General features: G+C 52.4%; 21 protein-coding genes. 18 read left to right on the top strand and 3 right to left on the bottom strand.

What is annotated here, in order from left to right:
- The first annotated feature begins 149 nt into the window (after positions 1 to 149).
- The 11 genes from ADU23_RS31315 to ADU23_RS31265 all read left to right on the top strand — a co-directional run bounded on the left by ADU23_RS31315 (position 150) and on the right by ADU23_RS31265 (position 11,757).
- Complete coding sequence (locus ADU23_RS31315) at positions 150 to 962, top strand: ABC transporter ATP-binding protein (RefSeq protein ID WP_053377345.1); 813 nt, start codon at positions 150 to 152, stop codon at positions 960 to 962.
- On the top strand, positions 946 to 1,758 hold the full coding sequence (locus ADU23_RS31310; RefSeq protein WP_053377344.1) for an ABC transporter permease: 813 nt from the start codon (positions 946 to 948) through the stop codon (positions 1,756 to 1,758). The genes ADU23_RS31315 and ADU23_RS31310 overlap by 17 nt, the downstream gene beginning before the upstream one ends.
- On the top strand, positions 1,755 to 2,600 hold the full coding sequence (locus tag ADU23_RS31305; RefSeq protein ID WP_082198196.1) for an ABC transporter permease: 846 nt from the start codon (positions 1,755 to 1,757) through the stop codon (positions 2,598 to 2,600). The genes ADU23_RS31310 and ADU23_RS31305 overlap by 4 nt, the downstream gene beginning before the upstream one ends.
- A 98-nt stretch (positions 2,601 to 2,698) precedes the next feature.
- The gene (locus ADU23_RS31300; RefSeq protein ID WP_063846125.1) at positions 2,699 to 3,790 is read left to right on the top strand and encodes an ABC transporter substrate-binding protein; all 1,092 of its coding nucleotides are present in this window, start codon (positions 2,699 to 2,701) and stop codon (positions 3,788 to 3,790) included.
- 92 nt (positions 3,791 to 3,882) lie between these two features.
- A complete protein-coding gene (locus ADU23_RS31295) occupies positions 3,883 to 5,244 on the top strand; it encodes an aspartate aminotransferase family protein (protein WP_053377342.1) in 1,362 nt (453 codons plus the stop codon).
- Between the two features lie 16 nt (positions 5,245 to 5,260).
- Positions 5,261 to 6,532, top strand: coding sequence for a M20 family metallo-hydrolase (locus ADU23_RS31290; RefSeq protein WP_053377341.1), 1,272 nt, complete (start codon positions 5,261 to 5,263; stop codon positions 6,530 to 6,532).
- Positions 6,529 to 7,410 carry a nitrilase-related carbon-nitrogen hydrolase gene (locus tag ADU23_RS31285; protein WP_053377340.1) on the top strand — a complete coding sequence of 294 codons (882 nt, stop codon included), beginning with the start codon at positions 6,529 to 6,531 and terminating at the stop codon, positions 7,408 to 7,410. Before ADU23_RS31290 ends, ADU23_RS31285 begins: the two co-directional genes overlap by 4 nt.
- 19 nt (positions 7,411 to 7,429) lie before the next feature.
- On the top strand, positions 7,430 to 8,797 hold the full coding sequence (locus ADU23_RS31280) for an NAD(P)-dependent oxidoreductase (RefSeq protein ID WP_053377932.1): 1,368 nt from the start codon (positions 7,430 to 7,432) through the stop codon (positions 8,795 to 8,797).
- On the top strand, positions 8,790 to 10,094 hold the full coding sequence (gene preA / locus ADU23_RS31275; RefSeq protein ID WP_053377339.1) for an NAD-dependent dihydropyrimidine dehydrogenase subunit PreA: 1,305 nt from the start codon (positions 8,790 to 8,792) through the stop codon (positions 10,092 to 10,094). The genes ADU23_RS31280 and preA overlap by 8 nt, the downstream gene beginning before the upstream one ends.
- 1 nt (position 10,095) lies before the next feature.
- Positions 10,096 to 11,523 carry a dihydropyrimidinase gene (gene hydA, locus ADU23_RS31270; protein WP_053377338.1) on the top strand — a complete coding sequence of 476 codons (1,428 nt, stop codon included), beginning with the start codon at positions 10,096 to 10,098 and terminating at the stop codon, positions 11,521 to 11,523.
- Between the two features lie 21 nt (positions 11,524 to 11,544).
- Positions 11,545 to 11,757 carry a hypothetical protein gene (locus tag ADU23_RS31265; protein ID WP_053377337.1) on the top strand — a complete coding sequence of 71 codons (213 nt, stop codon included), beginning with the start codon at positions 11,545 to 11,547 and terminating at the stop codon, positions 11,755 to 11,757.
- Here ADU23_RS31265 and ADU23_RS31260 read toward each other — a convergent pair.
- Positions 11,754 to 13,373, bottom strand: a complete 1,620-nt coding sequence (locus ADU23_RS31260) for a PucR family transcriptional regulator (protein ID WP_053377336.1) — start codon at positions 13,371 to 13,373, stop codon at positions 11,754 to 11,756. The two genes, ADU23_RS31265 and ADU23_RS31260, sit on opposite strands and share 4 nt — an antisense overlap.
- Positions 13,374 to 13,475: 102 nt before the next feature.
- Between ADU23_RS31260 and ADU23_RS31255 the strand changes: the two genes are divergently transcribed.
- On the top strand, positions 13,476 to 14,948 hold the full coding sequence (locus ADU23_RS31255) for a CoA-acylating methylmalonate-semialdehyde dehydrogenase (RefSeq protein ID WP_053377335.1): 1,473 nt from the start codon (positions 13,476 to 13,478) through the stop codon (positions 14,946 to 14,948).
- Positions 14,949 to 14,972: 24 nt separating this feature from the next.
- Positions 14,973 to 16,100, top strand: a complete 1,128-nt coding sequence (gene ald, locus ADU23_RS31250) for an alanine dehydrogenase (RefSeq protein ID WP_053377334.1) — start codon at positions 14,973 to 14,975, stop codon at positions 16,098 to 16,100.
- 118 nt (positions 16,101 to 16,218) lie between these two features.
- On the opposite strand, the gene ADU23_RS31245 is transcribed toward ald, so the two are convergent.
- A complete protein-coding gene (locus ADU23_RS31245; protein ID WP_442950639.1) occupies positions 16,219 to 17,463 on the bottom strand; it encodes an MFS transporter in 1,245 nt (414 codons plus the stop codon).
- A gap of 225 nt (positions 17,464 to 17,688) precedes the next feature.
- On the opposite strand from ADU23_RS31245, the gene ADU23_RS31240 reads away from it, so the two are divergent.
- The gene (locus ADU23_RS31240) at positions 17,689 to 18,855 is read left to right on the top strand and encodes an exonuclease SbcCD subunit D (RefSeq protein ID WP_053377333.1); all 1,167 of its coding nucleotides are present in this window, start codon (positions 17,689 to 17,691) and stop codon (positions 18,853 to 18,855) included.
- Positions 18,852 to 21,944, top strand: coding sequence for an AAA family ATPase (locus ADU23_RS31235; protein WP_053377332.1), 3,093 nt, complete (start codon positions 18,852 to 18,854; stop codon positions 21,942 to 21,944). Before ADU23_RS31240 ends, ADU23_RS31235 begins: the two co-directional genes overlap by 4 nt.
- A 74-nt stretch (positions 21,945 to 22,018) precedes the next feature.
- Here the strand turns inward: ADU23_RS31235 and ADU23_RS31230 are convergent, their stop codons facing one another.
- Entirely contained in the window at positions 22,019 to 22,513 is a 495-nt protein-coding gene (locus ADU23_RS31230) for a hypothetical protein (RefSeq protein WP_053377331.1), read from the bottom strand.
- 64 nt (positions 22,514 to 22,577) lie between these two features.
- Here ADU23_RS31230 and ADU23_RS31225 point away from each other — a divergent pair, with 64 nt between their 5' ends.
- From ADU23_RS31225 to ADU23_RS33080, 3 genes are all read left to right on the top strand, one after another.
- Entirely contained in the window at positions 22,578 to 22,952 is a 375-nt protein-coding gene (locus ADU23_RS31225; protein ID WP_053377330.1) for a DUF423 domain-containing protein, read from the top strand.
- 165 nt (positions 22,953 to 23,117) lie between these two features.
- Positions 23,118 to 25,019, top strand: a complete 1,902-nt coding sequence (locus ADU23_RS31220; protein WP_053377329.1) for a putative bifunctional diguanylate cyclase/phosphodiesterase — start codon at positions 23,118 to 23,120, stop codon at positions 25,017 to 25,019.
- A gap of 121 nt (positions 25,020 to 25,140) precedes the next feature.
- Entirely contained in the window at positions 25,141 to 25,461 is a 321-nt protein-coding gene (locus ADU23_RS33080) for a helix-turn-helix domain-containing protein (RefSeq protein ID WP_053377328.1), read from the top strand.
- Positions 25,462 to 25,545 lie beyond the last annotated feature (84 nt).

Genomic DNA, 25,545 nt, shown 5'->3' with positions numbered 1-25,545 from the left:
TACTTGACATTATGTCAAACGAAGCAGCGGATTTTTAACCATTTTGTATAATGTAATTTTAAAATGGTGTTATATAATATAACATATAAACATCGAAACGTATCTCATACCTAACATGAAAAATGACATAAACGACGAGGAGGGATTTCATGGATCTATCCGAAGCTGCAAAACAGGCTGAAATCATTGTCGATCAAGTATCTATGCATTTTGGCAAAAAAGGTCATGAGGTTACCGCTCTTAAGCAGGTCAGCTTCAAAATCTATCAAAATGAATTCGTATCGCTCCTTGGTCCCTCGGGCTGTGGAAAATCCACGCTTCTTCGGCTAATGGCCGATCTGCTTGAGCCGAGCGAGGGCAGCATTACGATCCAAAATGAGCATCCTCGAGAAGTTCGCCTCCGCCGAAAGTTCGGCATCGTCTTTCAAAACCCCACCTTGTTCGAATGGAGAACCGTCAAAGAAAATATTGAGCTTCCGCTTGAAGTGCTTGGGCAGAAAAAAACGCAGTTTCATGCGCTGACCGAGCAGCTTATCGAAATGGTCGGGCTCTCCGCCTTCAAAAATTATTACCCGTGGCAGCTCAGCGGCGGCATGCAGCAGCGGGTTGCCATTGCTCGCGCGCTTTCCTTAGACCCGCCTATTTTATTTATGGATGAGCCCTTCTCCGCACTGGATGAATTTACGAAGGAGAAGCTGCAGCTGGAGCTGCTTGCCATTAAACGCAAAACAAACAAAACGATCGTGTTCGTCACGCATAGCATTCCCGAGGCTGTCTTTCTGTCGAATCGCATCATTGTGCTCTCGGCTCACCCGGGCAAAGTTCACTCCATTGTGGATATTGCGAGAGAGGAGAGCGATTCTGTTCATTTTCGCGAAACGGAGCGGTTCCATGAAATGACGCGAAAGGTCAGAAATTGCTTTTACGAGGAGAGTGGCTTCCTTGATGAGCAGATGGTTTAGAAGCTATGGGCAAGGCGGCGCGATTGCAATATGGGCGGCAATGGTTTTGCTGTTATGGGAGGTTATGGCATGGTTCATCGCTAATGTTGCCCATATCATTAATCCCGCCTCTAAGCTGCCATACCTGCATCTTGTCATCAGCAACCTAATCGACCATTTTCCTGCCTTGATGGAGCAGGGCGCGATTACATTTGGCAATTCCATTACCGGCTTCGTTATTGGCTCGGCAATCGGTTTTTTGCTTGCCATTGTTATGAGCCTGTCGCGAACCATTGAAAATACGTTGTCCCCTTATATGGTTGCCTCTCAAATGATTCCGATCATTGGCCTAGCCCCTATTATTTACGGGATCATCCATGATGCAGCGCTGTCCCGCATTCTAATGGCAGGTTATGTCACCTTTTTCCCGGTTACGATTCATGCACTGCGGGGACTGCAAAGCATAAAATCCGAACAGCTCGAGTTGATGCGCTCCTATGCGGCTTCCACGTGGACGCTATATATGAAGCTGAAGCTGAAAGCGGCGCTGCCAGGCGTATTTGCCGGGCTTAAGCTATCCGCTCCGCTTGCCATAACCGCATCCATCATCGTGGAGCTAATGGGTGCGCCGGACGGCATCGGCGTTCTGATGATCAGCTCGCTTTATTACGGAACGTCGCAGGTCTATATGTTCTGGTCAACGGTTCTTGTCAGCATGGCTATCGGCTTAAGCTTGTTTCTGATCATCGGCTTGCTGGAGAGGTGGCTGACGCCTTGGCAGCCGGAATTCCGGGCGAAGGGGAGGGAGGAAGAATGAAGGAAATGATTGCGGCACGCTCCGCCGAACGCGTCCCTTCCAAACCTTCGGCTGTCAAAATGAAAGCCGGTTTCAAACGCAAACGTCCCGCGTTTCTGCTGCCATTTTGGCTTGGCATCGTCTTTCTCGTCATTTGGCAGCTTGAAGGCTTTCATCGGCTGTTCGCGTTAGAGCAATACCAGCTGCCGATTCCATCCTCCATTGCGGCTTCGATCGGGGAAAATTCCGATGTGCTGTGGAGCTATTCTCTCTATACCGGAAGCGAGATGCTGGGAGGCTGTCTAATCGGATCGCTGCTCGGCTTGCTTGCAGCTGCTGCCGCCTCATGGTTCCCGAAGTTCGGAAGCGGGGGCATTACGCTTATGGCTTCCTTGAATGCCGTGCCGATCGTGGCGCTGGCTCCGGTGATGAACAATTGGTTCGGCGATGGCGTAGCTTCCAAAATGGCTATCGTGTCCATCATGACGATGGCAACGATGGCCGTCACCGCCTTCAAAGGGCTGCGGTCGATCGACAAGGCGTCCATAGAGCTCATGCATTCCTATGCAGCCGGGAAATTTCAGGTGTTCATGAAGCTTCGTCTGCGGGCGGCGCTTCCCCATCTATTCACCGCTTTGAAAATCAATATGTCGACGAGTATTATCGGAGCGATCGTCGGGGAGTTTTTTATATCGTCACGGGGGCTTGGCTACCTGCTCTCCGACCAAATCAAGCTTGCGAACATGCCGCTTGCTTGGTCCTGCATCGTTATTGCGGCAGTGCTTGGCATCGTATTATATTACCTCGTTCAGCTTGCGGAACGGCTGGTTATTCCCTGGCATGTTGCGCAGCGAAAGCATTAGCCCAAAACAGAGGTTCCGTTCGACCATTACGCGTCATCAGGGGCTGACAGCAGCTTTTTATAAATAGAGAAAATTGAAAATGGAGAGGAATGGTCTGCATGACAAACAAAAACCGTAGGCTGCACCCCGTTTTAACGATGATGCTTGTGCTTTCGCTGCTTGCAGTTGCTGCGTGCGGCAACGCTAACAAGCCGGCTTCTGCAACAAATGAGCCCGCATCTGCCACTGACGGCTCGGCAGCGACAGAGAAGCCAGCCGCTGAACCGCTAAAGAAAGTGAAAATTCAGCTGAAATGGGTGCCGCAGGCACAGTTTGCCGGTATTTTTGTCGCGAAGGAAAAAGGGTTCTACGAGGAAGAAGGGCTGGACGTCGAGATTATTCCGGGCGGGCCGGATGTCGTAATCGAGCAGCAGGTTGTAAATGGCGCGGCAGACATAGGCGTAACGAGCTTCGACAGCTTGCTTGTTAACCGTGATAACGGTTTGCCGCTCGTTTCCATCGCTCAGGTGCTCCAAAAAAGCTCCTATCGTTTCGTAGCGAGCAAGGAGTCGGGCATTGACGAGCCGGCGAAGATGAAAGGCAAAAAGGTTGGCATGTGGACGGGCAGCCAGCAGTTCCAAGTGCTTGCGTTCATGGAGAAAAACGGTCTTGATCCAAAAAAGGACGTTGAGCTGGTGAAGCAAGGCTTTACGATGGATCAGTTTTTTAACAAGCAGCTGGATGTTGCGGTCTCTACCATTTATAACGAATATCATGTCGTGCTTGAAAGCGGCGTGAAGGAAGAAGATTTGTACGTATATGATTTCGAGGATGCGGGCGTCGGGATGCTGGAGGATACGCTGATTGTGAAAGACGAGTGGCTCAAAAACAATCGCGAGCTGGCGGTGAAGGCGATTAAAGCGACGATGAAGGGCTGGAATTACGCGATTGCCAATCAAGCGGAATCGGTAGATATCGTGATGAGCGCCGTAACGGAAGGAAGCACGACGAAGGAGCATCAGACGACGATGCTGATGGAGATGGCAAAGCTCGTGAAGCCGGATGGGTTCTCGGAGGCGCAGGTAGGGTCATTTGTCGATGAGGCGGTGCAGCGGACCGTCGATATCGCGCTCAAATACGCGCTTATTAAGAAGGCTCCGGATTTGGCGGCGGCTGTCGACAAAACAATTTTGGAAGATGCGGCCAAGTAGGCGCATACGCTAGTCTATAACGATCGCGGATGGTTTCATCCGCGGTCATTACGACGATATGAGCGGCAGTCGCGAAGGAGGAGAAGCAGTCTATGGGCGTGAACGAGGCAGCAATGAATACGGAAGCTAAGGAAGAGCTGCTTGAGAAGGATCGCAAATATTTATGGCATCATATTTCTCCACATAATGAGAATCCGATGGTAATCGTATCGGGAGAAGGCAGCTGGATTACCGATATGGACGGCAATCGTTATTTGGACGGGATGTCCGGGCTATGGTGCGTCAATGTTGGCCACGGACGAGCGGAAATTGCCGACGCGGCTGCCGAGCAGATGAAGAAGATCGCCTATTCGTCACTTATTCAATCGCATGTTCCTGCAATAGAGCTTGCTGCGAAGCTAAATGAATGGCTGGAGGGAGAATACCGCATTTTCTTCTCCAACTCGGGATCGGACGCGAACGAGGTTGCTTTCAAAATCGGACGCCAATATCACCATCAGCGTGGGAAACCGGCTAAGCATAAGTTTATTTCGCGCCATCGCGCCTATCACGGCAACTCCATGGGTGCTCTGGGCGCAACGGGTCAAGCGCAGCGCAAGCTGAAGTACGAGCCGCTTGGGGTTGGCTTCACTCATGTTCCGCCCCCTTACTGCTATCGTTGTCCCTTTGGCCAAACGAAGGGGGCCTGCGAGACGCAGTGCGCCAAAGCCTACGAGGATGCGATCATTTGGGAGGGGCCGGATTCGGTTGCAGGCATTATCGTCGAGCCGGTTATTACGGGCGGCGGAATGATCGTGCCGCCAGACGATTATCTAGCAAAGCTTCGGGCAATTTGCGATAAGCATGATGTGCTGCTTATCGTTGACGAGGTCATATGCGGCTTTGGCCGTTCGGGCGAGAAGTTTGGGCATCTCAACTTTGGCGTACGACCGGATATCGTGACGATGGCAAAAGGGATGACAAGCGCTTACTCCCCTCTATCAGCTACGGCCGTATCGGCTGAAATGTATGAGAGCTTCAAGGAAAGCGGGCCGGATAGCCATTTCCGGCATGTGAACACCTTCGGCGGCAACCCCGTTTCCTGCGCGGTAGCGCTGAAAAACATTGAAATTTTAGAGCGGGAAAACCTCGTGAGCCGCTCTGCTTATATCGGCAAAGATCTGCTAAGCCGGATAAAGCCGCTAAAGGCGCATCCGAATGTAGGTGAAATAAGAATATTTGGCTCGGCGATCGGCATTGAGCTGGTAGAGGATAAACAGACGAAGGAGCCTGCTTCAGCTGCAAGAGTGGCCTCTATTTTAGCGGGGTGCAAGCAACGAGGGCTTCTTATCAGCAAAAATGGCGATACGGTACCGGGCTTTATGAATATTTTGACGATTAGTCCGCCTTTATCGACGACGGATGATGAAGTCGTATTTATTGCCGATACGCTGCTGGATGTTTTCGGAAGCTGAGAGAGGAGGGGAAGGCATGAAGGAGACGACGATAGCAGCCATTAATTCCAAGAGGCTGCACGAGCGCATTTCTGAGCTGGCGCAAATCGGGAAAATCGGAGACACGGGCGTATGCCGCTTAGCGCTATCGAAGGAAGACCTAGCCGGCGTAGAGCTGGTGCGAAGCTGGATGATCGAAGCGGGAATGGAGACGCGCATCGATCCGTTCGGCAATTTAATAGGCGTGCTGACAGGCGCTGATTCCGCTGCGCCGGTCTTAATGCTTGGCTCTCATGTTGATTCGCAGCCGTATGGCGGAAGGTATGACGGCGTTATTGGGGTGTTAGGCGCAATCGAAGCTGTTCAGACGATGGTTGAATCGGGCTTCCGGCCAGCCTCCAATATCGAGGTTGTCGCTTTCTGCGATGAAGAGGGCTGCAGGTTCAATAAAGGGTTATTCGGCGTCCGCGGCATGACAGGGAAGCTTGAGGAAGGCGAGCTCGATCGTATGGACAAGAACGGGATGACCCGCAGGGAAGCGCTGCTGGCGTTTGGATGCGATCCTGCCGAGTTTGAAGGTTATACGTTCCAAGAAGGCCGAATTGGCGCGTTTTTGGAGCTGCATATTGAGCAAGGCCCGGTGCTCGAAGCGCAAGGTGAACCAATCGGCATCGTTAGCGGCATATCGGGTCCCGTCTGGTGGACGGTGGAGATGACGGGTTTTGCAGGGCATGCAGGCTCCGTACCGATGCCGATGCGCCAAGATGCGCTGGTCGGCTGCGCGAAGGTCATCGTTGGTCTCAATGAGCTGGCGTCCGAGGAGTATGGCGCACCGACGGTCGGGACGGTTGGCTCTCTTACGGTCTTTCCGGATTCACGGAACATTATTCCGGAGAAGGTGAGCTTCACGGTTGACTTTCGGGATATCGATCTCGCTAGAAGAAACGCGCTTGAGGAAAAGCTGCTTGCGCTCATAAACGCTGCTTGCCTCGACCATGGCTTAACGTACACGATTCGCGAGGATACGAGGAGCGATCCGCGTTATTGCGCGAGCGGGCTGAGAGCGCTTATGCGGGAGCAGGCGTCGGGGATGGGGCTTGCGCCGCCGGAGCTGATGAGCGGCCCGTTCCACGATTCGCTGACGATGTCGTATGTGTGCGATTACGGCATGATTTTTGTTCGGTGCAAGGATGGGATCAGCCACAATCCGAAGGAGTACTCGTCACCGGAGGACATTGAGCTTGGCGTGGAGCTCCTTTACCGGACAGCTAGGCAAATGAGCTTGCAGGAAGGGGAAGATGGAAGTTGACCATCGTTAAGGTTGGACTCATACAAGCATCAAATGATCTGCATGGCGATGAGCCGGTAGAAGCCCACAAGCGCTTGGCGATCGAGAAGCATATGGGACTCATTCGCGAGGCGGCGGCGAAGGGAGCTCAAATGATTTCGCTGCAGGAAATTTTCTACGGGCCGTATTTCTGCTCCGAGCAGAAGACGAAGTGGTATGCAGCTGCGGAGGAAGTGCCGAACGGACCGACAACCAGGTTGTTTCAAGAGCTGGCGAAGGAGCTTGGCATCGTCATCGTTCTTCCTGTTTACGAGCGGGAAGGAATAGCCGCTTACTACAATACGGCGGCTGTTATTGATGCGGACGGCGCTTATCTAGGCAAGTACCGCAAGCATCATATCCCGCATGTAGCGGCGGGCGAGGGCACGAGCGGCTTTTGGGAGAAATATTATTTTAAGCCGGGCAACAGGGGGTATCCCGTCTTCGATACGGCTTTTGCCAAGGTTGGCGTATACATTTGTTATGATCGGCACTTCCCGGAAGGCGCGCGTGCGCTTGGCCTAAACGGAGCTGAAATCGTCTTTAACCCTTCCGCGACGGTCGCCGGCACGTCGGAGCATTTGTGGAAGCTGGAGCAGCCGGCGCATGCGGTAGCTAACGGTTATTACGTAGCAGCGATCAACCGGGTCGGAACGGAAGCGCCATGGAACATGGGCGAGTTCTACGGACAATCGTATTTGGTCGATCCGCGCGGATCTATTGTGGCCATCGGCAGCAGGGACCAAGACGAGGTCATCATTGGCGAGATGAATAAGGAGCTCATTCGCGAGGTTCGGGACGCATGGCAGTTTTACCGCGACCGCAGGCCGGAGACGTATGACAGTATCGTGAGCTTATAAGGAGGGAACGGACATGAGCATGGCGGTCAATGCGGCGTTTATTCCCGTTGATTCGCTGCGGCGCAATTTTGCCGAGGCGAAGGCGGGGATGAGGCCTAAGGAAGCGATAGAGGAATCAAATCGATGTTTGTATTGTTATGATGCTCCATGCATTAAAGCTTGCCCGACCGGCATCAACATTCCTTCTTTCATTAAAAAAATTGCATCCGGCAATATGAAAGGATCGGCGCGCGCCATTATGGATGCGAATCCGGTTGGTGCTACGTGCTCAAGAGTCTGCCCGACGGAGGAGCTGTGCGAAGGCGCTTGCGTGCTGAACCACTCGTCGAAGCCGATTATGATCGGGAGCTTGCAGCGTTATGCGACGGACTGGGCGATCAAGAACGATCAGAATTTATTCGCTGCCGGTCAAAGCAACGGGAGGTCCGTCGCGATAATCGGCGGCGGTCCGGCAGGGCTGTCCGCAGCGCGCGAGCTTGCGAGATTCGGCTTTGCCGTCACGATATTCGAGGCGAAGGAGCAGGCGGGCGGACTTGATACGTACGGCATCGTTTCGTTCCGTTTGCCGCAGAGCATCTCGCTTTGGGAAGTCGAGCAGGTGAGAAAGCTTGGTGTGGACATCCGGACAAACACGAAGGTTGGCGTCGATATCCAAGCGGAAGAGCTGCTTGAGCAGTATGACGCGGTCGTGCTGGCGATCGGCATGTCCAAGGTTCCGGATCTCGGTATCGAGGGCGAGCAGCTAACAGGCGTATATGATGCAATCGATTTTGTGGAAGCGACCAAAACGGAGCTTTCGACTGATTTTATCGGCAAGCGCATTGCCGTTATCGGCGCGGGAAACACCGCTATTGACGCCGCGACATGCTCGGTGAGACTCGGAGCGGCGAATGTGAAGATGGTTTACCGGAGGACGAGAGAGGAAATGACCGCTTACGATTTTGAATTCGAGTTCGCCAAGCAGGAAGGCGTGGAATTCGTATGGCTGAGCGCGCCGAGCAAAATAATCGGCGATGCGGACGGCAGCGTCAAAGCGCTCGAATGCGTGGAGATGAGGCTTGAAGCAGCGGGTGACGGCGGGCGAAGGAAACCGGTTCCCGTAGAAGGCTCCACCTTCCTGCTTGAGGTTGATGTCGTTATCAAGGCGATCGGCCAGACGCGGTATAAACCTTTAATCGAGCAGCTTGGCATCGAACATAAGCGCGGCATCGTGACGGTGAATACCGAGACGTACCAAACGTCCAATCCCCGCATCTATGCGGCCGGAGACGTTATTTTTGGCGAGGGGCAGGGCGAAGCGATGGTCGTATCCGCTGCGCAGCAAGGCAAGCTGGCCGCCTATTCCATTTACAATACGCTAAGTGCGGGGAGGGGACGTTATGGCTGATTTAAGCATCCAACTGGCAGGAATATCTTCGCCAAATCCATTCTGGCTTGCATCCGCGCCGCCAACGAATACCGGCTACCAGGTGCAGCGGGCATTTGAAGCGGGATGGGGCGGAGCGGTGTGGAAGACGCTTGGCGATCCGATCATCAATACGTCATCCCGGTTTGCTGCGGTTCATTTTAACGGCCAGCGCGTGGCGGGGTTCAACAATATCGAGCTGATCTCCGATCGGCCGCTTGAAATCAACTTGAAGGAAATATACGAAACGAAAAAAAAGTTTCCCGGGCATGCCGTCGTCGTCTCGTTAATGATTGAACCCAAACGCGAGAAATGGCATGAAATTGTGAAAAGAGTGGAGGATATCGGCGTTGACGGGCTGGAGCTGAACTTCGGTTGTCCGCACGGCATGGCCGAGCGCGGGATGGGCGCGGCCTCCGGACAGCAGCCCGATCTGGTAGAAATGCAGACGATGTGGGTGAAGGAGGCTGCGCGTACGCCGGTCATCGTCAAGCTTACGCCGAATATTACCGACATAACGGCCACTGCCAAAGCCGCCGTTCGCGGAGGAGCGGATGCGATATCGCTAATTAATACGATAAACTCGCTAGCCGGCGTAGATATCGATACGTGGAATACGATTCCGCATGTTGGCGGGAAGGGAGCGCATGGAGGCTACTGCGGCCCTGCTGTAAAGCCAATCGCGCTTAACATGGTTGCCGAATGCGCGCGCAATCCGTTAGTCGGCGTCCCCATCTCCGGGATCGGCGGCATATCGAACTGGCGCGATGCGGTTGAGTTTTTGCTCATGGGCTCCACTGGAGTCCAAGTGTGTACAGCAGCCATGCATCATGGCTTCAGCATAGTGGAGGATATGATCGACGGCTTGAACAATTATTTGGATGATAAGGGACTGAAATCCGTGAACGAGCTGATCGGGAAATCGGTCGAGCGTTACTCCGACTGGGGCAATCTCGACCTGAATTATGCGGTTGTTGCGAGAATCGAGCAGGAGACATGCATTGTGTGCAACAAATGCCATATCGCTTGCGAGGATACCTCTCATCAGTGCATCGAACGTCACACGGACGAAAATGGCGCGGCATACCTCAAAGTCCGCGAGGAGGATTGCGTAGGCTGCAACCTATGTTCGATCGTGTGTCCGGTGGATGGCGCGATTTCGATGATTGAGGTTCCCGCCACGGAGATGCCGCTTAGCTGGAATCAGCGCCAAGCGGCAATCGCGGCACTCGGGAAAGGCAAGGAAGCTGGCGATACCGATAAGAAGGAGGCGGTGTAGGATGACGGCGAAGCTCATTAAAAACGGAACGATCGTTACGGCGGCAGATACGTATACAGCCGATGTGCTGATTAAGGAAGGCGTTATTGCCAAAATCGGATTTGACTTAACTGCCGAGGCGGACGAAATTATCGATGCAGCAGGCAAATACTTGTTTCCCGGCGGGATTGATCCGCATACCCATCTCGATATGCCGTTCGGCGGAACGGTGACGGCGGATGATTTTGCAACCGGAACCAAGGCGGCAGCTTTCGGGGGAACGACGACGATCATCGATTTTTGCTTAACGGCGAAAGGCAAACCGCTTAGCGAATCGATTGATGGCTGGCATAAAAAAGCGGACGGAAAAGCGGTTATCGACTACGGCTTTCATCTGATGATCGGGGAAATCAACGACGAGGTGCTTGCCGAGCTTCCGGTGATCGTCAAAGAAGAGGGCATTACGTCCTTGAAGGTCTTTATGGCGTACAAAAACGTATTTCAAGCGGATGACGGCACGTTGTTTCGGACGCTGCTCGCGGCAAAAGAGCTTGGAGCGATGGTTATGGTCCATGCCGAAAATGGCGACGTCATCGATTTCCTCATTCATAAAGCGCTCGCGGAAGGAAACACCGACCCGATTTATCACGCGCTGACAAGGCCTTCTATTATTGAAGGGGAAGCGACAGGGCGTGCGGCGAAGCTTGCTTCTCTAGCAGGCGCCAGGCTGTACGTAGTGCATGTAACCTGCACGGAAGCTGTGCAGCAAATTGCAGAAGCGCGAAATCAAGGCGTCGATATTTGGGGCGAGACTTGTCCGCAATATTTGGTGCTCGATCAGTCTTATTTGGAGCAGCCGGATTTTGAAGGGGCGAAATACGTGTGGTCGCCGCCGCTGCGTGAAGCGTTCCATCAGGAGGTGCTGTGGAATGCGCTGAAGAGCGGCCAGCTGCAAACGCTGGGCTCGGATCATTGCTCCTTTAATTTTGACGGGCAGAAGGACCTTGGTCTTGGCGATTTTAGCAAAATCCCAAATGGCGGTCCCGTCATTGAGGATCGGTTTTCGCTTTTTTACTCGGAAGGCGTTCACAAAGGGCGAATAACGCTTCATGAATTTGTAGATATCGTATCGACGCGCAATGCGAAGCTGTTCGGCCTCTTCCCGCAAAAGGGGACGATTGCCGTGGGCAGCGACGCGGATATCGTCATCTTTGATCCATTGGCAGAGCGTACGCTCTCAGCAAAGACGCATCATATGAACGTTGACTATAATCCGTTTGAAGGGATACAGGTGACGGGCGAGCCGATAAGCGTACTGTCGCGCGGCGAATTTGTTATTCAAGAGCGGCAGTTTGTCGGTTCGTTCGGAGCGGGGCGCTACTTGAAGCGCAAGCCGTATGCTGCGGCAGTCCCGTCTGCGCCCGCATCCAAGCAAGAGGTGAAGCAATAACGTTGAAGGGGGGAGAGTGGCATGTCCGCTTATGAGCAATATGCAGAAGAAAAAAGAAAAATCGATGCGTATATCAGCCAGCAATATGTCATTACGGGCGTTAGCGAAGGATTAAGCGGCGACACGCTGGAGCTTAAGCATCCAGGCGGAGACGCAGCGACGCTGCTCGTTATGACGGCGGATGCCCGGAAGTATTTTGTCAATCTGCTCCTTAAGCAGTCTCTAGGCAGCTAAATGATCGGACCATGCACATATTCATAAGCCCGGAGCGCCAGCTCGATCGTCAGCCTTTTTTCCGGCTCCATGAAATCATCCCCAAGGAGCGCAGCGAGCTTGTCCAGTCTATGGTAGAGCGTCTGCCTGGCGATGAACAACGCCTTCGCCGTCTCCTGCTTGGAGCCGGATAACCTCAAATAAACGTTTAACGTTTGCAGCAGATGGCCGTTCTTCTCTTGATCGCTGGCAACTACTGGGCCGATATATTCTTCCATTAAAGCGGGAAGGGCATCTGCTTTTTTGAGCGTATAAATAATTTTGTGCAGATGCAAATCGCCGTAGAAAGGAGACGGGAGCGGTCCGATATCCTTTTGAATCGCAAGCGTTTCCTTAGCGGTCTCGTAGCTTTCCTGCACATTCGTTAATTGCTTAATATAGCTGCCGATCCCGATATGCGACGAGAAGAAGGCCGCTTCCTGATGCTGCTCCGTCTTCTGAAGCCGATGAATGGCACGCAGGAGGCGCTCCTTGAATTGAATAGCGCTGAGCTGGTCAAGCACGATAAATACGATATGGTCATGCAGCAGCAGCGGGAGGAGCAGCAATCCTTCACCTTCAAAAATAGCACGCGCGACCATATTTTTCTGAATGAGCAGATTGCCGTCGTCCTTGTCGGCCAGCTGTTTGGACACATCGCTGAAATCAAATAAAATAACCGTTACCCCGGTTAGCTTGGCGGCTGGCTTAAGCGATCGGATGTAGTCTTGCACATCATTTGCTGAATGCTTGCCGCTCAGCCAGTCCACCGACCAGAGATCCTCCTTATGGCGGCGGCGCTCCTCCATGTACTTGGTGCGCATCATTTCCTGGGCAATGGCCGTCGCAGCGCGGTCTAAAGCCAATATTTGAAATTCACTCAGCTCCAGCTTGCTTTGAAGCAGCAAATCGGCGAATAGGTGGTCGAGCGCCAGTATCGGACGATGGGCGATGATTCGTTTCTGCTGCGGCTCGGCGAACATTTTGCCGTAAATCCATTGCTCATAGAAGCTATCGGCTTTGGCTCTTGGCATATGAGGGACAAAGTGCGGTTCGGCGCCTAGCGGGAAGAACGCTACCTGGGCACCAGTCGTTTGATGGAGCAGCCGAAGAAGAGACATCATGCCCTTGCCGGAGAGCAGCAATTGGTTAAGCTCGGTAGACAATGTCTCCAGCTCAGATACCATGCGATGATGCTGATGAATGAAGTAGGCGTGAAGATCCTGCGTAATATCGATATAACGGACCTCTTCGTGGAAAAAAATGAGGGGAAAGCTCTCGCGCTTCGCGAGCGCCTTCATCTTATCAAACGGCTGCTTGGCATATTGGCCAAGCTCAATGCATAGACCCGAAGCGCCGCTGTCGATCAGCTGCTGCAGAAATAGCAGGCTGAGCGCCTCGTCATCGTGCCAGCCGATACCGGTGCACAGAATAAGCTCATGGCCGTTTAATAGATGGCCGACTTGGGTTACTTCCATAATATGAACCCATTTCACGATGCGGTTCAGCGCTTCCTCGCTGGCGATGGCTTCCGCTTTATGAAACAGGGGACGCTCCAAAATTTCCTTTACCGTTAGCTGCAGCACCGTCTTCACCATAGGCAGTCACCGTCCGTCTCGGATTTGTAACGCTTTTAGATGATTATACAAGATTAATAAAATGAGTGAGCGGAAAATTTGTGCATACAGGAGCTGAAGGAAATGGCCATCGATCCCGCAACACGGCAGGAGACGCACAAATTACGGAATCTAATTAATGGTGTATGGGTAGAGTCGGCGAGCGAGCAAGCGGATAAAGTGTTAAATCCGGCAACCGGCGCCGTTATCGCCTATGTGCCGCTGTCTGTTGAAGCGGATGTTGCGGCTGCCGTGCTTGCTGCCGAGCAGGCTTTTCCGGCTTGGAGCAAAACGCCGGTTCCGCGCAGGGCAAGGGTGCTGTTCCGCTATTGGCAGCTGCTGCAGGAGCATGCGGGGGAGCTTGCCGAAACCATTACGAGCGAAAACGGCAAAAGCTATAAGGAAGCATTCGGCGAAGTGCAGCGCGGCATCGAAAACGTTGAGTTTGCGGCTGGCGCGCCGACGCATATGATGGGCGCAACGCTTGCTAATATCGCGACCGATCTTGATTCGGAGCTGTTTCGTGTGCCGCTTGGCGTTGTAGGCGGCATTACCCCGTTTAACTTTCCGATGATGGTGCCTTGCTGGATGTTTCCGCTCGCTATTGCGCTTGGCAACACCTTTGTACTGAAGCCGTCCGAGCGAACGCCGCTTACCGCGAACAAGCTGGCGCAGCTTTTTCAGGAGGCGGGATTGCCGGAAGGCGTGCTTAATGTGGTCCATGGCGGAAGCGACGTTGTAAATGGATTAACAGGCAGCGCCGGCGTCAAAGCGATATCGTTCGTCGGCTCGCAGCCCGTTGCGAAATATGTGTATGAACGGGCATCGGCTAACGGCAAAAGAGTTCAAGCGCTTGCCGGCGCCAAAAACATGCATATCGTGATGCCGGATGCCCACATCGATAAGACGGTAGAAAATATTGTTGCCTCTTCCTTCGGAAGTGCAGGGGAGCGCTGCATGGCCTGCTCCGCGGTAGTCGTTGTCGGAGACGGCGATGTTTTTATGCTGGCGCTGCAAGCTGCCGCAGAAGCGATGGTCATCGGCTCCGGCATGCGGGATGACGTCAGTTTGACGCCGGTTATTAGAGACGAGCATCGTACGCGGATCGAGACTTATATGGACAGCGGGTCGGCAGAAGGCGCTGCGCTGCTGCTGGACGGCAGGCTTGCGGCGGAGCGTGGCGGAGACGGTTACTTTCTTGGGCCGACGATATTTGATCAGGTTAAGCCGGAAATGAAAATTGCGAGGGAAGAAATATTCGGCCCTGTGCTGTCCGTGCTGCGCGCTGCTGATTTGGATGAGGCGTTAGCGATAGTAAACAGCTCGAGATTCGGCAATTCAGCAGTCATCTATACGGAAAATGCGAAGGCAGTGCGCCAGTTCCGCGAGGAAGCGGAGGCAGGCATGCTTGGGGTGAATGTGGGCGTGCCCGCGCCGATGGCTTTTTTTCCATTTTCGGGCTGGAAGGATTCTTTCTATGGGGACCTGCATGCGAATGGAAGGGATGGCGTTGAATTTTATACGAAGAAAAAAATGATAACATCCCGATATTTTTAGCTGATAACAAGGAGGCTAACCATGATGGAGATCGGCGTTCCAAAGGAATTGAAAAGCCAAGAAAACCGTATCGCCATTACACCGGGCGGTGTCCATGAGCTTATGCGCAGCGGGCATAAGGTGTATGTGGAACGCGGAGCGGGTATCGGCTCAGGGATAGCTGACGAGCAGTTCGAAGCTGCCGGAGCGGTTGTCGTGCCATATGCAGAGGATGCATGGAGCAAGCAGCTGGTGCTCAAGGTGAAGGAGCCGCTGAAGGAGGAGTATCGTTATTTTCATGAAAAGCTGCATTTGTTTACGTATCTGCATCTAGCAGCCGAGCCGGAGCTGACGGAGGCGCTTATTAGCCAAAAGGTGACGGCGATTGCCTATGAGACGGTGCAGCTAGCTGGCGGACAGCTGCCCCTGCTGACGCCAATGAGCGATATTGCAGGAAGAATGGCGGCGCAGCTCGGCGCTCAGTTTCTGGAGAAGACGCATGGCGGTAAGGGGCTGCTGCTCGGCGGCGTGCCCGGCGTCCGTAAAGGGCGTGTAGCCATTATTGGTGGCGGCGTTGTCGGAACGGGGGCGGCTCAAATCGCGATTGGTCTTGGTGCGGACGTGACTATTCTCGATACGGATGCCGACAGGCTTCGGTATTTAGAGGAAAGGTTCGGAGGCAGGGTGCATACGCTCGCTTCGACGAAGCTGCAGCTAGCCGAAGCCGTTGCAAGCTCGGATCTGGTCATTGGAGCGGTACTCATTCCAGGCGCGCGAGCGCCAAAGCTCGTAGCGGAAGACGCGGTTAAGGCAATGGGCAGCGGCTCGGTCATTCTCGATGTAGCGATCGACCAAGGCGGCATATTCGAGACGATCGACCGGATTACGACGCATGCGGCGCCGGTATTCGAGAAGCATGGCGTCTTGCATTATGCTGTGGCCAATATGCCTGGAGCGGTGCCGGAAACAGCAACTGCGGCGCTTACGAACGCAACGGTGCCCTATGTGCTTGCGCTTGCGAACCTTGGCGTCAAGGAGGCTGTGATTGCCTACCCCGCGCTGCAGAGCGGCATTAATACGCTGTCTGGCTGCGTGACGCACGCCGCCGTCGCCAAAGCGCATGGCATGAGGCATACGGAGCTGAACGAATGCTTGCAGTCGATCTCTGCGTAACAACAGTGTCCCCTTCGCAGCTGTGCTTGCAGCCGTAAAGGGGACACTGTCTTTTGCTTTGGGGATGGAGGGTTGGAAACTTGGTCCCTGTGCTTGTTTATTTAGAAACAGGCTCGCGCTACAAAACTTGATTCACGCGCTTTAGCCTGCGGAAGAGCACCAGAGAGGTTGCAGCGCAGAGCAGAGCGCAAAGCGCAATAAACAGATAGCCGGCTTGCAGCCCCGCGACGAGACTTGCTTGCGTATCTCCGCTTCCTGCAAACAGCCGCTTCGTCCAATCCGTAATGGCGCCAATTAGCAGATTGCCGATTACGCTGGCAATGCCCATTAAGGTTACCGTAAACGTAATGGCGGTGTCGGCATTTTTGGGATAACGTTTGGCGAGCAGCGCCATCACGGTCGGATAGATCGGAGCGATGCCTACCCCCGCTAATGCAAATAGAAACGCGCCAGGCTCTCCTATTACAATCGCGGCAACCGAGCATAGGCCGGAAAATGCCGATAGCAGGATAAGCGACTTTGTATAGCCGATCTTGTCGGTGACGGGACCAAGAACAAGACGCGCGAGCATGAAGCAGAAGAAAAAGGCAGACAGCATTTTGGCCGATGCATCGCCGCTCCAGCCATAGGCCTTCTCCAGAAAATTAACGAGCCAGCCGCCAACGGCGAGCTCCGATACGACTCCGAAAGAAAGAACGGCCACGATAAGCCACGCCACTTTGTCACGCGAAAATTCCTTTAGTGAGATTCGTTCCTCGTGCTTCTCTTCATCGTTTGTATACTTGGCGAACAGTCCGGGCAGCATCGGCAATATCGACAGCGCCAGCATAAGCATATACATGCCGCGCCAGCCAAGCGCTGAGCCGAATACGTCCACACCCATTAAAGATGCAGCGATGATAGGCGCGAAGGTGGAGCTTAGCCCGTAGAAAAAATGCGCGAGATTCATCATCGTGCCCGTATTTTTGATAAAGATTCGAGCTGCCAGTATGGCGAGAGCGATTTCCAGTATCCCATTGCCGACATACATGAGGAAATAAGCGGACGATATGGAGGTATAGTTGGCTGCAAAATAGATGCAAMCCCCCGATACCGCCATAGAGCCAAAGGCGAGTGCGAGCGTTAGCTTCATGCCTGCCTTGCGGGTGAGCCAGCCTGTGAAGCTGCATGCAAGCAAATAGCCAAGCGAGTTAAAGGCAAGCAGTATGCCGACTTGCAGCTCGTCAAGCTTTAGATCAGCCTGCATTCTTGGGAGAGCGGGCCCTTTAATGTTTTCTGAAAAACCAAAGATGAGAAAACCGCCAAAAACGACGATTAGCAGCAGGATGTAGTTTTTGGATAAAGTGGCGGTTAGGCGAGACACGATTTGTTGACCCCCAAAATAGTGACTATAATGATAGAAGCGTTTAATAGGCAAAGACGGAAATATGCTAGAGACGTGTTTAACTTTAACGCCATTTAATGGGAAGCGCAAGGCGAAAGTCAATCTGCATGAAGCAAACGATGCGCTGTGCCGATTCGAATGGTAATATAAATGATAGAATGATAGGCTGGCTTTTGATGAGCTAGGAAGGGATGTTTGGGTTATATGAAACTATTTCATACCGCGGACTGGCATTTAGGCAAGCTTGTTCAAGGCGTATATATGACGGAAGACCAGCGTTATGTGCTGGAGCAGCTGCTGCAAGCCATTGAAGATGAAAGACCGGATGCTGTCATCATTGCAGGGGATCTGTATGACCGCGCCGTGCCGCCGACAGAAGCGGTTGAGCTGCTCGACGAACTGCTCGCGCGTATTGTCATTGATCTGAATACGCCGGTGCTAGCGATATCAGGCAACCATGACAGCCCTGACCGCATTAATTTTGGCACAAAATTAATGGAGAAGAGAGGCCTCCATCTTGTCGGTCAGTTGAAGCAGGAGTTTAAGCCTGTCGTGCTGCAAGATCCATATGGAGAAGTCCATTTCCATCTTGTTCCGTACTTCGATCCGGCGCAGGCCCGCTACCAGCTTGGCGATGATGCGATACGCTCCCATGATGATGCGATGCGCGTTATTACGTCGAAGCTTGCAGCTGGAATGGACCCAGCAGCAAGGCATGTGTTCGTCGGGCATGCGTTCGTAACTGTGACAGGGGAGCCGGAGCACAATACGAGCGATTCTGAGCGGCCTTTATCGGTGGGCGGAGCCGAGCATGTGAGCGCAGCTTATTTTGAAAGGTTTCATTATACGGCGCTCGGACATTTGCATCAGGCACATTTTGTGAAAGACAATACGATAAGATATGCCGGCTCGCCGCTCAAATATTCGATTTCAGAGGAAAATCATGTAAAGGGTTATCTTGTGGTCGAACTGAATGAGGCTGGCGAAGCAGTCGTTGAGAAGAGAGAGCTTAAGCCGCTGCGCAACATGCGCCGGGTAGCTGCTTCAATAGAAGAGATCGAGAAGCATCCAATCAACGAGGATTATGTGTTCGTAACGCTGCTTAATGACAATCCCGTTCTCTTTCCGATGGAGAAGGTGCGGGCGGTTTATCCGAATGCGCTTCATGTCGACCGCCGTCCGGCGCTCAGCTTAAGCATGGATGGTACAGTCGAAGCGGGCGGCGGCGGCGGAAGGCGCGAGGCTGATCCGATTGAGCTATTTGCCTCATTTTATCAGGAGGTCAAGGGACAACCGCTATCTGAGGCCAAAAGAGCGTTGTTTGCAGAAACGTACGCAGAGCTGCTGCGCGAGGAAGGAGGGGCATTATGAGGCCGATTAAGCTGACCATGACTGCTTTCGGGTCCTATCGCGATACGGAAACGATCGATTTCAGCCTGCTGGAGGATCGCCGCTTGTTCGTTATTTCAGGGAATACCGGAGCGGGGAAAACATCGATTTTTGATGCGATTTGCTTCGCTTTTTATGGCACGGCAAGCGGCGAGGACCGTTCGGACCCACGTATGCTGCGCAGCCATTTTGCAGCTGAGGACACGCATACATCCGTCGTTTTCGATTTTGCGGTAGGCAAGAGAAGCTATTCGGTAACGAGGCAGATGCCCCATCGCAAAGGCGGCAACAAAAGCGAAACAGGCGGCAAAGCAGAGCTGTACGAAACGACTAGCGGCGAAGCGGTTCCGGCGGTGGATCGTTTTATCCTCTCCGACGTGAATGCGAAGCTGGAGCAAATTATCGGGCTAACGAAGGAGCAGTTCAGCCAAATCGTCATGCTGCCGCAGGGGGAATTTCGCAGGCTGCTTACTTCCGATACGGATAATAAGGAAGAGATTTTGCGGCGCATTTTTCGCACGGAGCTTTATGAACGGCTGGAGAACCGTTTTCAACAGAAAAACCGTAGTTTGCAGGACCTGCTCAAGGAAGCAAAAGCGACGATGAATGTTTATATGAAGCAAGTGCAGGAGGCGCTCCCGGAGCGGGCGGATAGCGAGCTATCCCGCGTATTGCAGCAGGAAGTGTACAGCCCTGCCCAGATGACGGAAGCGCTTGTGCATGAGTTCGACTTCTATAGCCAGCTTGCTGGACAGGCGGCGAATCAGAAGGAAGCGCTGGCGGTTCAACTAGAAGCGCAGGAGGCGCAGCTGCGGTCAGCCATTACGCTTAACAGCAAGCATGAGGAATATGATCGGAAACGGGCGCAGCAGGAGCTGCAGGAGGGACGGAAGGCTGAGTATGCGGCAAAGGAGCAGCAGCTTGCGCTAGCGGAGAAGGCAGCACATCTGACGCCTTATATGGAGCAGAGCGAGCGAGCTAACGCGGATGCGATAAATAGGCGCAATCAGCTGGCTGCAAGGCAAGCTGAGCTGCTGGCCGCTGAGCGCGAGCAAACGCTGGCTTCTGAGCGTTATGCAGCTGAGGAGCAGCGCGAGGAGGCGCGGCGGGAGTCCGAGCGTGAGCTGAGCAGATTGACGGAAATGGTGCCGATCGTGAAGACGCTGGCTGGCCAGCAGCAGGTGATCGATCGGCTGATCCAATCCGAGAAGAGCTGCGGCGATAAGCTGCAGGCTGGCGAGGCCGCGCTTGCTCAGCTTCGTGACGCGAAGCAAGCAGCGCTGGCAAAGATTAAACAAATAGAGCAAGAGACGGCTGAATTAAACGATATGCTGGACAAGCTGCGATTGATCGAGCAGCAAGGGAAGCAGCTCAAGCGTTTAGTGGATATTGAGAAGGAAATGTCCCGGATTGCCCAGCTTGAAACTGAGTTTGCCCAGTCGCTTGCCAAAGCAAAGCAGGAGCATGATCAGCTTGAGACCTCGTGGATCGAAGGACAAGCATCGCTGCTTGCTGCCCATTTGCATGACGGCAAGCCATGTCCGGTATGCGGCAGCGAGGAGCATCCTGCCAAAGCAGTCACAATCGCCGAAGTGCCGTCGCGGGAGCGTCTGCAGGAGGCGAAAGCGCAGCTAAGCGCTGTGGAACGCGAATGGCTGGCCGCGCGCGCGCAAATGGCGGCGGCACGCGCAACCCGGGAGGAAGGCTCCAAAGAGCTGGCTGAATTTGGTCTTCAAGCTGTGAAGCTGGAGGAGCAAAGAGCGCAGTTGCTCCAGCAATGGCGAGTACTGAAGGAGCAAACGGATCAGCTATCGCTTCAGGCCAAGCAGCTTCCGGTTCTCAAGCAGCAGATGGAGCAGCAGGAGCAGCTTCTTGAAAAGCAGCAGCAAGCGAAGGAGCAGCTTCAGCAGGAACAGCAGCGGTTAATCATTGAACGAACCTCGCAGCAATCCGCGATGCAGAAGGAGCTCGAGCGCATTCCGGATACGCTGCGCTCGCCGGATACGCTGAATGTTAAGCTTAAGGAGCAGCAAGCAATCACAAGCCGCCTGCTTGCAGCATGGAAGTCTGTTCAGGAGCTGCTTCAAGCAACGTCAGCGAAGCTGGCCGAACAGAAGGCATACGCAGTTCAAGCCGAGCGTCAGCAGGAGGAAGCGGAGAGCAATAAGCTTCTTGCCGAGCAGAGGCTGCTCGAGGAACTTGCGAAAGCAGGTTTTGGAACAATTCAGCACTATCGTGAAGCGGCGTTGACTGAAAAGGCGAGAGAGCTGCTCCATAACGATATTTCGGCTTATCGCACGGCAGTTTCATTGTTAGCACAGCAGCTTGCCGAGCTGCAGGCCGAGCTAGCCGGCAAGCCAAGAGTGGATCTTGTTCAGCTAAAGGGGCAGCTGGATGGCTTGAAGCAGCAGCTGGAGCATATGATTGCAGCCGCTCAAACCGCACTTCGTACCGCTCAGGCAGCTCAGCGCTTTTCGGTTTCAATTAACGGGGCAAATGAGCAGGTGAAGGGCCTTGAGGCTAAGCTTGAGGAAGTGTTGGACGTATTCCAAATGCTGAAGGGGGATAATGCGCTTAAAATATCGTTTGAGCGTTATATTCTAATCGAGTTTTTGGAGCAAATTTTGTTTGCCGCAAACGTGCGGCTTCACGACCTATCGAATGGCCAGTTCTCCTTGCAAAGAAGCGACCGCCTTGAAAATCGAGGCAAGCAGAGCGGGCTTGGACTTGATGTCTACGACGCCTATACGGGGCAGAACCGTGATGTGAAGACGTTATCCGGCGGCGAGAAGTTTAATGCGTCGCTTTGCCTCGCGCTCGGAATGACAGATGTTATTCAGTCTCATCTCGGCGGAGTGACGATCGAAATGATGTTCATTGACGAGGGCTTCGGCTCGTTAGATGAGGAATCGCTGCAGAAGGCGATCGCGGCGCTCGTGGATCTTCAGAAGGCAGGCAGAATGATTGGCGTTATCTCGCATGTACAGGAGCTGAAGGACGCATTCCCGGCTTGCCTTGAGGTTGTCAAAACGAGGGAAGGCTTCAGCCGCACAAAATTCACAGTGAAATAAACGGCAATAAAAAAGTCTGCTTCACGCGCTCGATTGAGGCGGAAGCAGACTCTTCTATTAAAGCGGAATCCGGTTTATACGGCGCTTGCGGCAATTGCGCTAATGCCCGCAAAAAACAAAGCAATTCCGCCTACAAAGACGACCACGTTAAGGACGATGCCGATCACGCTGAACATCTTGCGGCGTGTGCTTGAGCAGACACCGATAATCGCCAAAATAAGTCCGACGAACGAAATTAAGCCTGCGCCAAAGATACAGAATATGGCCAATACCATTGAAACGAGTACTTCTTGTCCAAGATCCTCGATAGCATTTTGAAATGCGACTCTACCTGCTGATGGATCGGGCAGTTCGGTGCTCGCGATTTGATCAGTGAATGAGGAGCCTGATACAATAGCAATAACAAGCAATACGACGGCGATGATTCCAATAATAAAGGATGCAATGCCTAGTCCAGATTGCTTCTTCGGATCTTCATAAACGGTAGGATCGTTTGAGAAGACTGGCTTAGAAGCAAAAGGTTCGTTCTCGGAAGTGAAATTAGTCCCGTTATTGCGCTCATTTTCCATTTTTATCGTCTCCTTTGCTAATTACGGTAAAATTATACACAAATTTGAAAGGATTGAAAACCACATGTTTCCAAAATATTTTGCAATTGGTGCCATTAATGCGGCGCTTGCGATCGCATTAGGCGCTTTCGGTGCCCACGGATTAGAAAAACAGCTGACGGAGCATTACCTTGAGGTGTTCGAAACAGGCGTGCGCTATCACATGTACAGCGCCTTGGGTTTAATGCTGATTGCTTTATTCGCCAAGCAAATCGGCTCGAGCAAGCTTGTACTGAACGGGGGACGCCTTATTGTAGGCGGAACTATTCTCTTTAGCGGCAGCCTGTATGTACTCTCCATCAGCGGCTTCAGCAAGCTCGGCATCATTACTCCTTTGGGCGGCGTTGCTATTCTTGCCGGCTGGGTTTGTGTTATTGCTGCTGCATTTAAAAAAGCATAATATTTTTTTGAAAAAAAATGTCATATTTCGAGTTGCCGACATAATATGCTTTAATGTAACAAAAAAACGATTAACTTTAGTAAATATTTCTATACCAGAACGAATACATCGTTTATAATAAAGCGAACACTCACTTGACTCGGAATAGAGGAAGGACGTTTGTGCGTGACGAAACGGATGGATGGTTTTCCTAAAAGAAACAAGCGGCAGCGCACGCAGCCATTAAGCGGATCGGTAATGATCAGCTGCCTGCTTACAGCACTCGCGTCGGTTTGGATCGTAGTCGCTTTTTTATTGATTTCTAATCCAATGTACAAATGGACGGCTGCCGCCATTGCCGCATCGTTATTCGTAACCGCAATAATCGTTTATATAAAACGTAACGAATCGTTCAGCTTACAGCACTACCATACCGCAATCGTTGAAACTTTGCTTCGCTCAGATACGGTACCGCTTGCTATATTAAATAGGAGCGGCATCGTCATGGAGATGAATGAAGCATCTAGCCGCACGCTTGGCTACCAGCGCTCCGAGCTTCTGGGAGAGCCGATATCCCGGCTGGTCGAGCCCAGCAGCCGCCAGTCGCTGCTAGATTCGTTAGGGCATTCTTTGCTTGGTGAAACGAAGCAGACCAATATTAACATTACGCATGGATCCGGCTTTCCGCTGGAGCTTCAAGTAACCTGCTCTCCGATGCTGCAAGAGAACGAGGTTATCGGCACGGTATTGATCAGCCAGGACTTAAGCGACCGCAAACGAAACGTCGAACGAATTCGCTATATGGCTTATTACGATGACATGACCGGTTTGCCGAATCGGACTTTGTTCCAGATGAAGCTGACCGAGACGCTGGTTAGGGCGAGGGAAGAAGAACGGGTAGTTGGCATTTGCTACTTGGATCTGGATCGCTTTAAACTCGTCAATGCTTCGTTCGGACGCGAATTTGGCGATATCCTTCTTATGCAGGTTGCCGAGCGATTAAACAGAGACCTGTCTGACAACGACTTTGCCGCTCGCATGGAAGGCGATGAGTTCGCGCTGCTGTTTTGCAATGTACAGTCAGAGAAGCATTTGCTTGAGCTCTCGAAGCGGCTTCTGAGGTCCATAGAAGAACCATATGAGCTAAGCGGTTTTCCCTTACATATTACAGCGAGCATTGGTTCGGTCACGAACCGCAATGAGGAAGACGACAGCTACTCCCTAATCAAGAAAGCCGACATGGCGCTTGTAAAGGTGAAGGAAAGCGGGAAAAACGACTGCCTGCTCTATTCGGAGAGCTGGAGCAATTCATCGTTTGAGCGGCTTACGCTGCAGCATGAAATGTACCGTGCGATACAGCGCAATGAATTTATTTTGCATTATCAGCCGCAATATGACTTGGTCTCGGGCACGATGGTTGGGGTTGAGGCGCTAGTGCGCTGGAACCATCCTCTTAAAGGAATGATACCGCCGGGCGACTTTATTCCTTTAGCGGAAGAGAGCGGCATGATCGTCCAAATCGGCGATTGGGTGCTCGAAGAGGCATGCCGTCAAAATAAAGCTTGGCAGGATTCAGGGCTTCCGCCTATTCCGGTGTCCGTCAACTTATCCATCAGACAATTCGTCCAAAACGACTTAGCCAGCAAAGTAGCTGCCGTTCTTGGCAAAACAGGGCTTGATGCCAAATATTTGGATCTGGAAATAACGGAGTCGATGACGATGGATGTGAATCATGTGTCGCGTTGCTTGCTCGATTTAACAGACTTAGGCGTCAATATTAGCGTAGATGATTTTGGCACGGGATATAGCTCATTTCATTATTTGAAAAACTTCCCGATAGACCGTTTGAAAATTGACCGTTCCTTCGTTCGTGATATTCAGCAGGATCCTAGCGACGCGGAAATTGTGGCAGCCATTATTGCTATGGCGCATAATTTGAACATACAGGTCATCGCCGAGGGCGTTGAGACAGAAGGCCAGATGGAGTTTTTGAGGAAACATAAATGTGATGAAATGCAGGGCTACTTCTGGAGTCCTCCCGTTTCAAGCGACAATATTGAACTTATGTTAACACCTGGCTATCAATAAAAAAACCGTTCTTTGACTGATTGGGCGGGACTGACCCCATAACGTGAGACAAATCAAAACACCTTCAAGAAAATGCAACCATGTCGTAAGATATGGAGACAACCTTGGAGGTGTTTTTACGTTGGCAACAAGAGTAAGTTACCCAGTGGATATAAAGACAAAAGCAATTGAAATGAGAATAGCAGGCATTCCGGTCAAGGAGGTAATGGAGCAACTCAACATACGAAATGAAACGCAAGTGAAAACTTGGATGCKATGGTATCGTAGGGGTGAGTTAAACCGTTTAGAGCAGCCTGTTGGCAAACAATAYAGCTACGGTAAAGGACCTGAGTTTACCTCGGAACTGGAGCAAATAAAGGCGGAGAATCGGTTCTTAAAGCAACAAATAGATGTGCTAAAAAAGTACAAGGAGATGGAAAGGAGTTGTCACCAAAAATCATAGTTGAACTGGTTGAGTTGATTTACGGGGAAGTTACGATCACCAAAGCTTGTTCATGGCTGGGTGTGCCACGTGCTACCTATTACC

It is taken from the genome of Paenibacillus sp. FJAT-27812 (genome assembly GCF_001273905.1).
Classification (GTDB): domain Bacteria; phylum Bacillota; class Bacilli; order Paenibacillales; family Paenibacillaceae; genus Pristimantibacillus.
The sequence above is the reverse complement of the archived record's forward strand: the minus strand, read 5'-3'. Positions and strand labels throughout refer to the sequence as shown.

What these genes read in the sequence shown, in the direction of transcription:
- ADU23_RS31315 (WP_053377345.1), top strand. Translation starts at nt 150, where the DNA reads ATGGATCTATCCGAAGCTGCAAAACAGGCTGAAATCATTGTCGATCAA.
- ADU23_RS31310 (WP_053377344.1), top strand. Translation starts at nt 946, where the DNA reads ATGAGCAGATGGTTTAGAAGCTATGGGCAAGGCGGCGCGATTGCAATA.
- ADU23_RS31305 (WP_082198196.1), top strand. Translation starts at nt 1,755, where the DNA reads ATGAAGGAAATGATTGCGGCACGCTCCGCCGAACGCGTCCCTTCCAAA.
- ADU23_RS31300 (WP_063846125.1), top strand. Translation starts at nt 2,699, where the DNA reads ATGACAAACAAAAACCGTAGGCTGCACCCCGTTTTAACGATGATGCTT.
- ADU23_RS31295 (WP_053377342.1), top strand. Translation starts at nt 3,883, where the DNA reads ATGGGCGTGAACGAGGCAGCAATGAATACGGAAGCTAAGGAAGAGCTG.
- ADU23_RS31290 (WP_053377341.1), top strand. Translation starts at nt 5,261, where the DNA reads ATGAAGGAGACGACGATAGCAGCCATTAATTCCAAGAGGCTGCACGAG.
- ADU23_RS31280 (WP_053377932.1), top strand. Translation starts at nt 7,430, where the DNA reads ATGGCGGTCAATGCGGCGTTTATTCCCGTTGATTCGCTGCGGCGCAAT.
- preA (WP_053377339.1), top strand. Translation starts at nt 8,790, where the DNA reads ATGGCTGATTTAAGCATCCAACTGGCAGGAATATCTTCGCCAAATCCA.
- hydA (WP_053377338.1), top strand. Translation starts at nt 10,096, where the DNA reads ATGACGGCGAAGCTCATTAAAAACGGAACGATCGTTACGGCGGCAGAT.
- ADU23_RS31265 (WP_053377337.1), top strand. Translation starts at nt 11,545, where the DNA reads ATGTCCGCTTATGAGCAATATGCAGAAGAAAAAAGAAAAATCGATGCG.
- ADU23_RS31260 (WP_053377336.1), bottom strand. Translation starts at nt 13,373, where the DNA reads ATGGTGAAGACGGTGCTGCAGCTAACGGTAAAGGAAATTTTGGAGCGT.
- ADU23_RS31255 (WP_053377335.1), top strand. Translation starts at nt 13,476, where the DNA reads ATGGCCATCGATCCCGCAACACGGCAGGAGACGCACAAATTACGGAAT.
- ald (WP_053377334.1), top strand. Translation starts at nt 14,973, where the DNA reads ATGGAGATCGGCGTTCCAAAGGAATTGAAAAGCCAAGAAAACCGTATC.
- ADU23_RS31240 (WP_053377333.1), top strand. Translation starts at nt 17,689, where the DNA reads ATGAAACTATTTCATACCGCGGACTGGCATTTAGGCAAGCTTGTTCAA.
- ADU23_RS31235 (WP_053377332.1), top strand. Translation starts at nt 18,852, where the DNA reads ATGAGGCCGATTAAGCTGACCATGACTGCTTTCGGGTCCTATCGCGAT.
- ADU23_RS31230 (WP_053377331.1), bottom strand. Translation starts at nt 22,513, where the DNA reads ATGGAAAATGAGCGCAATAACGGGACTAATTTCACTTCCGAGAACGAA.
- ADU23_RS31225 (WP_053377330.1), top strand. Translation starts at nt 22,578, where the DNA reads ATGTTTCCAAAATATTTTGCAATTGGTGCCATTAATGCGGCGCTTGCG.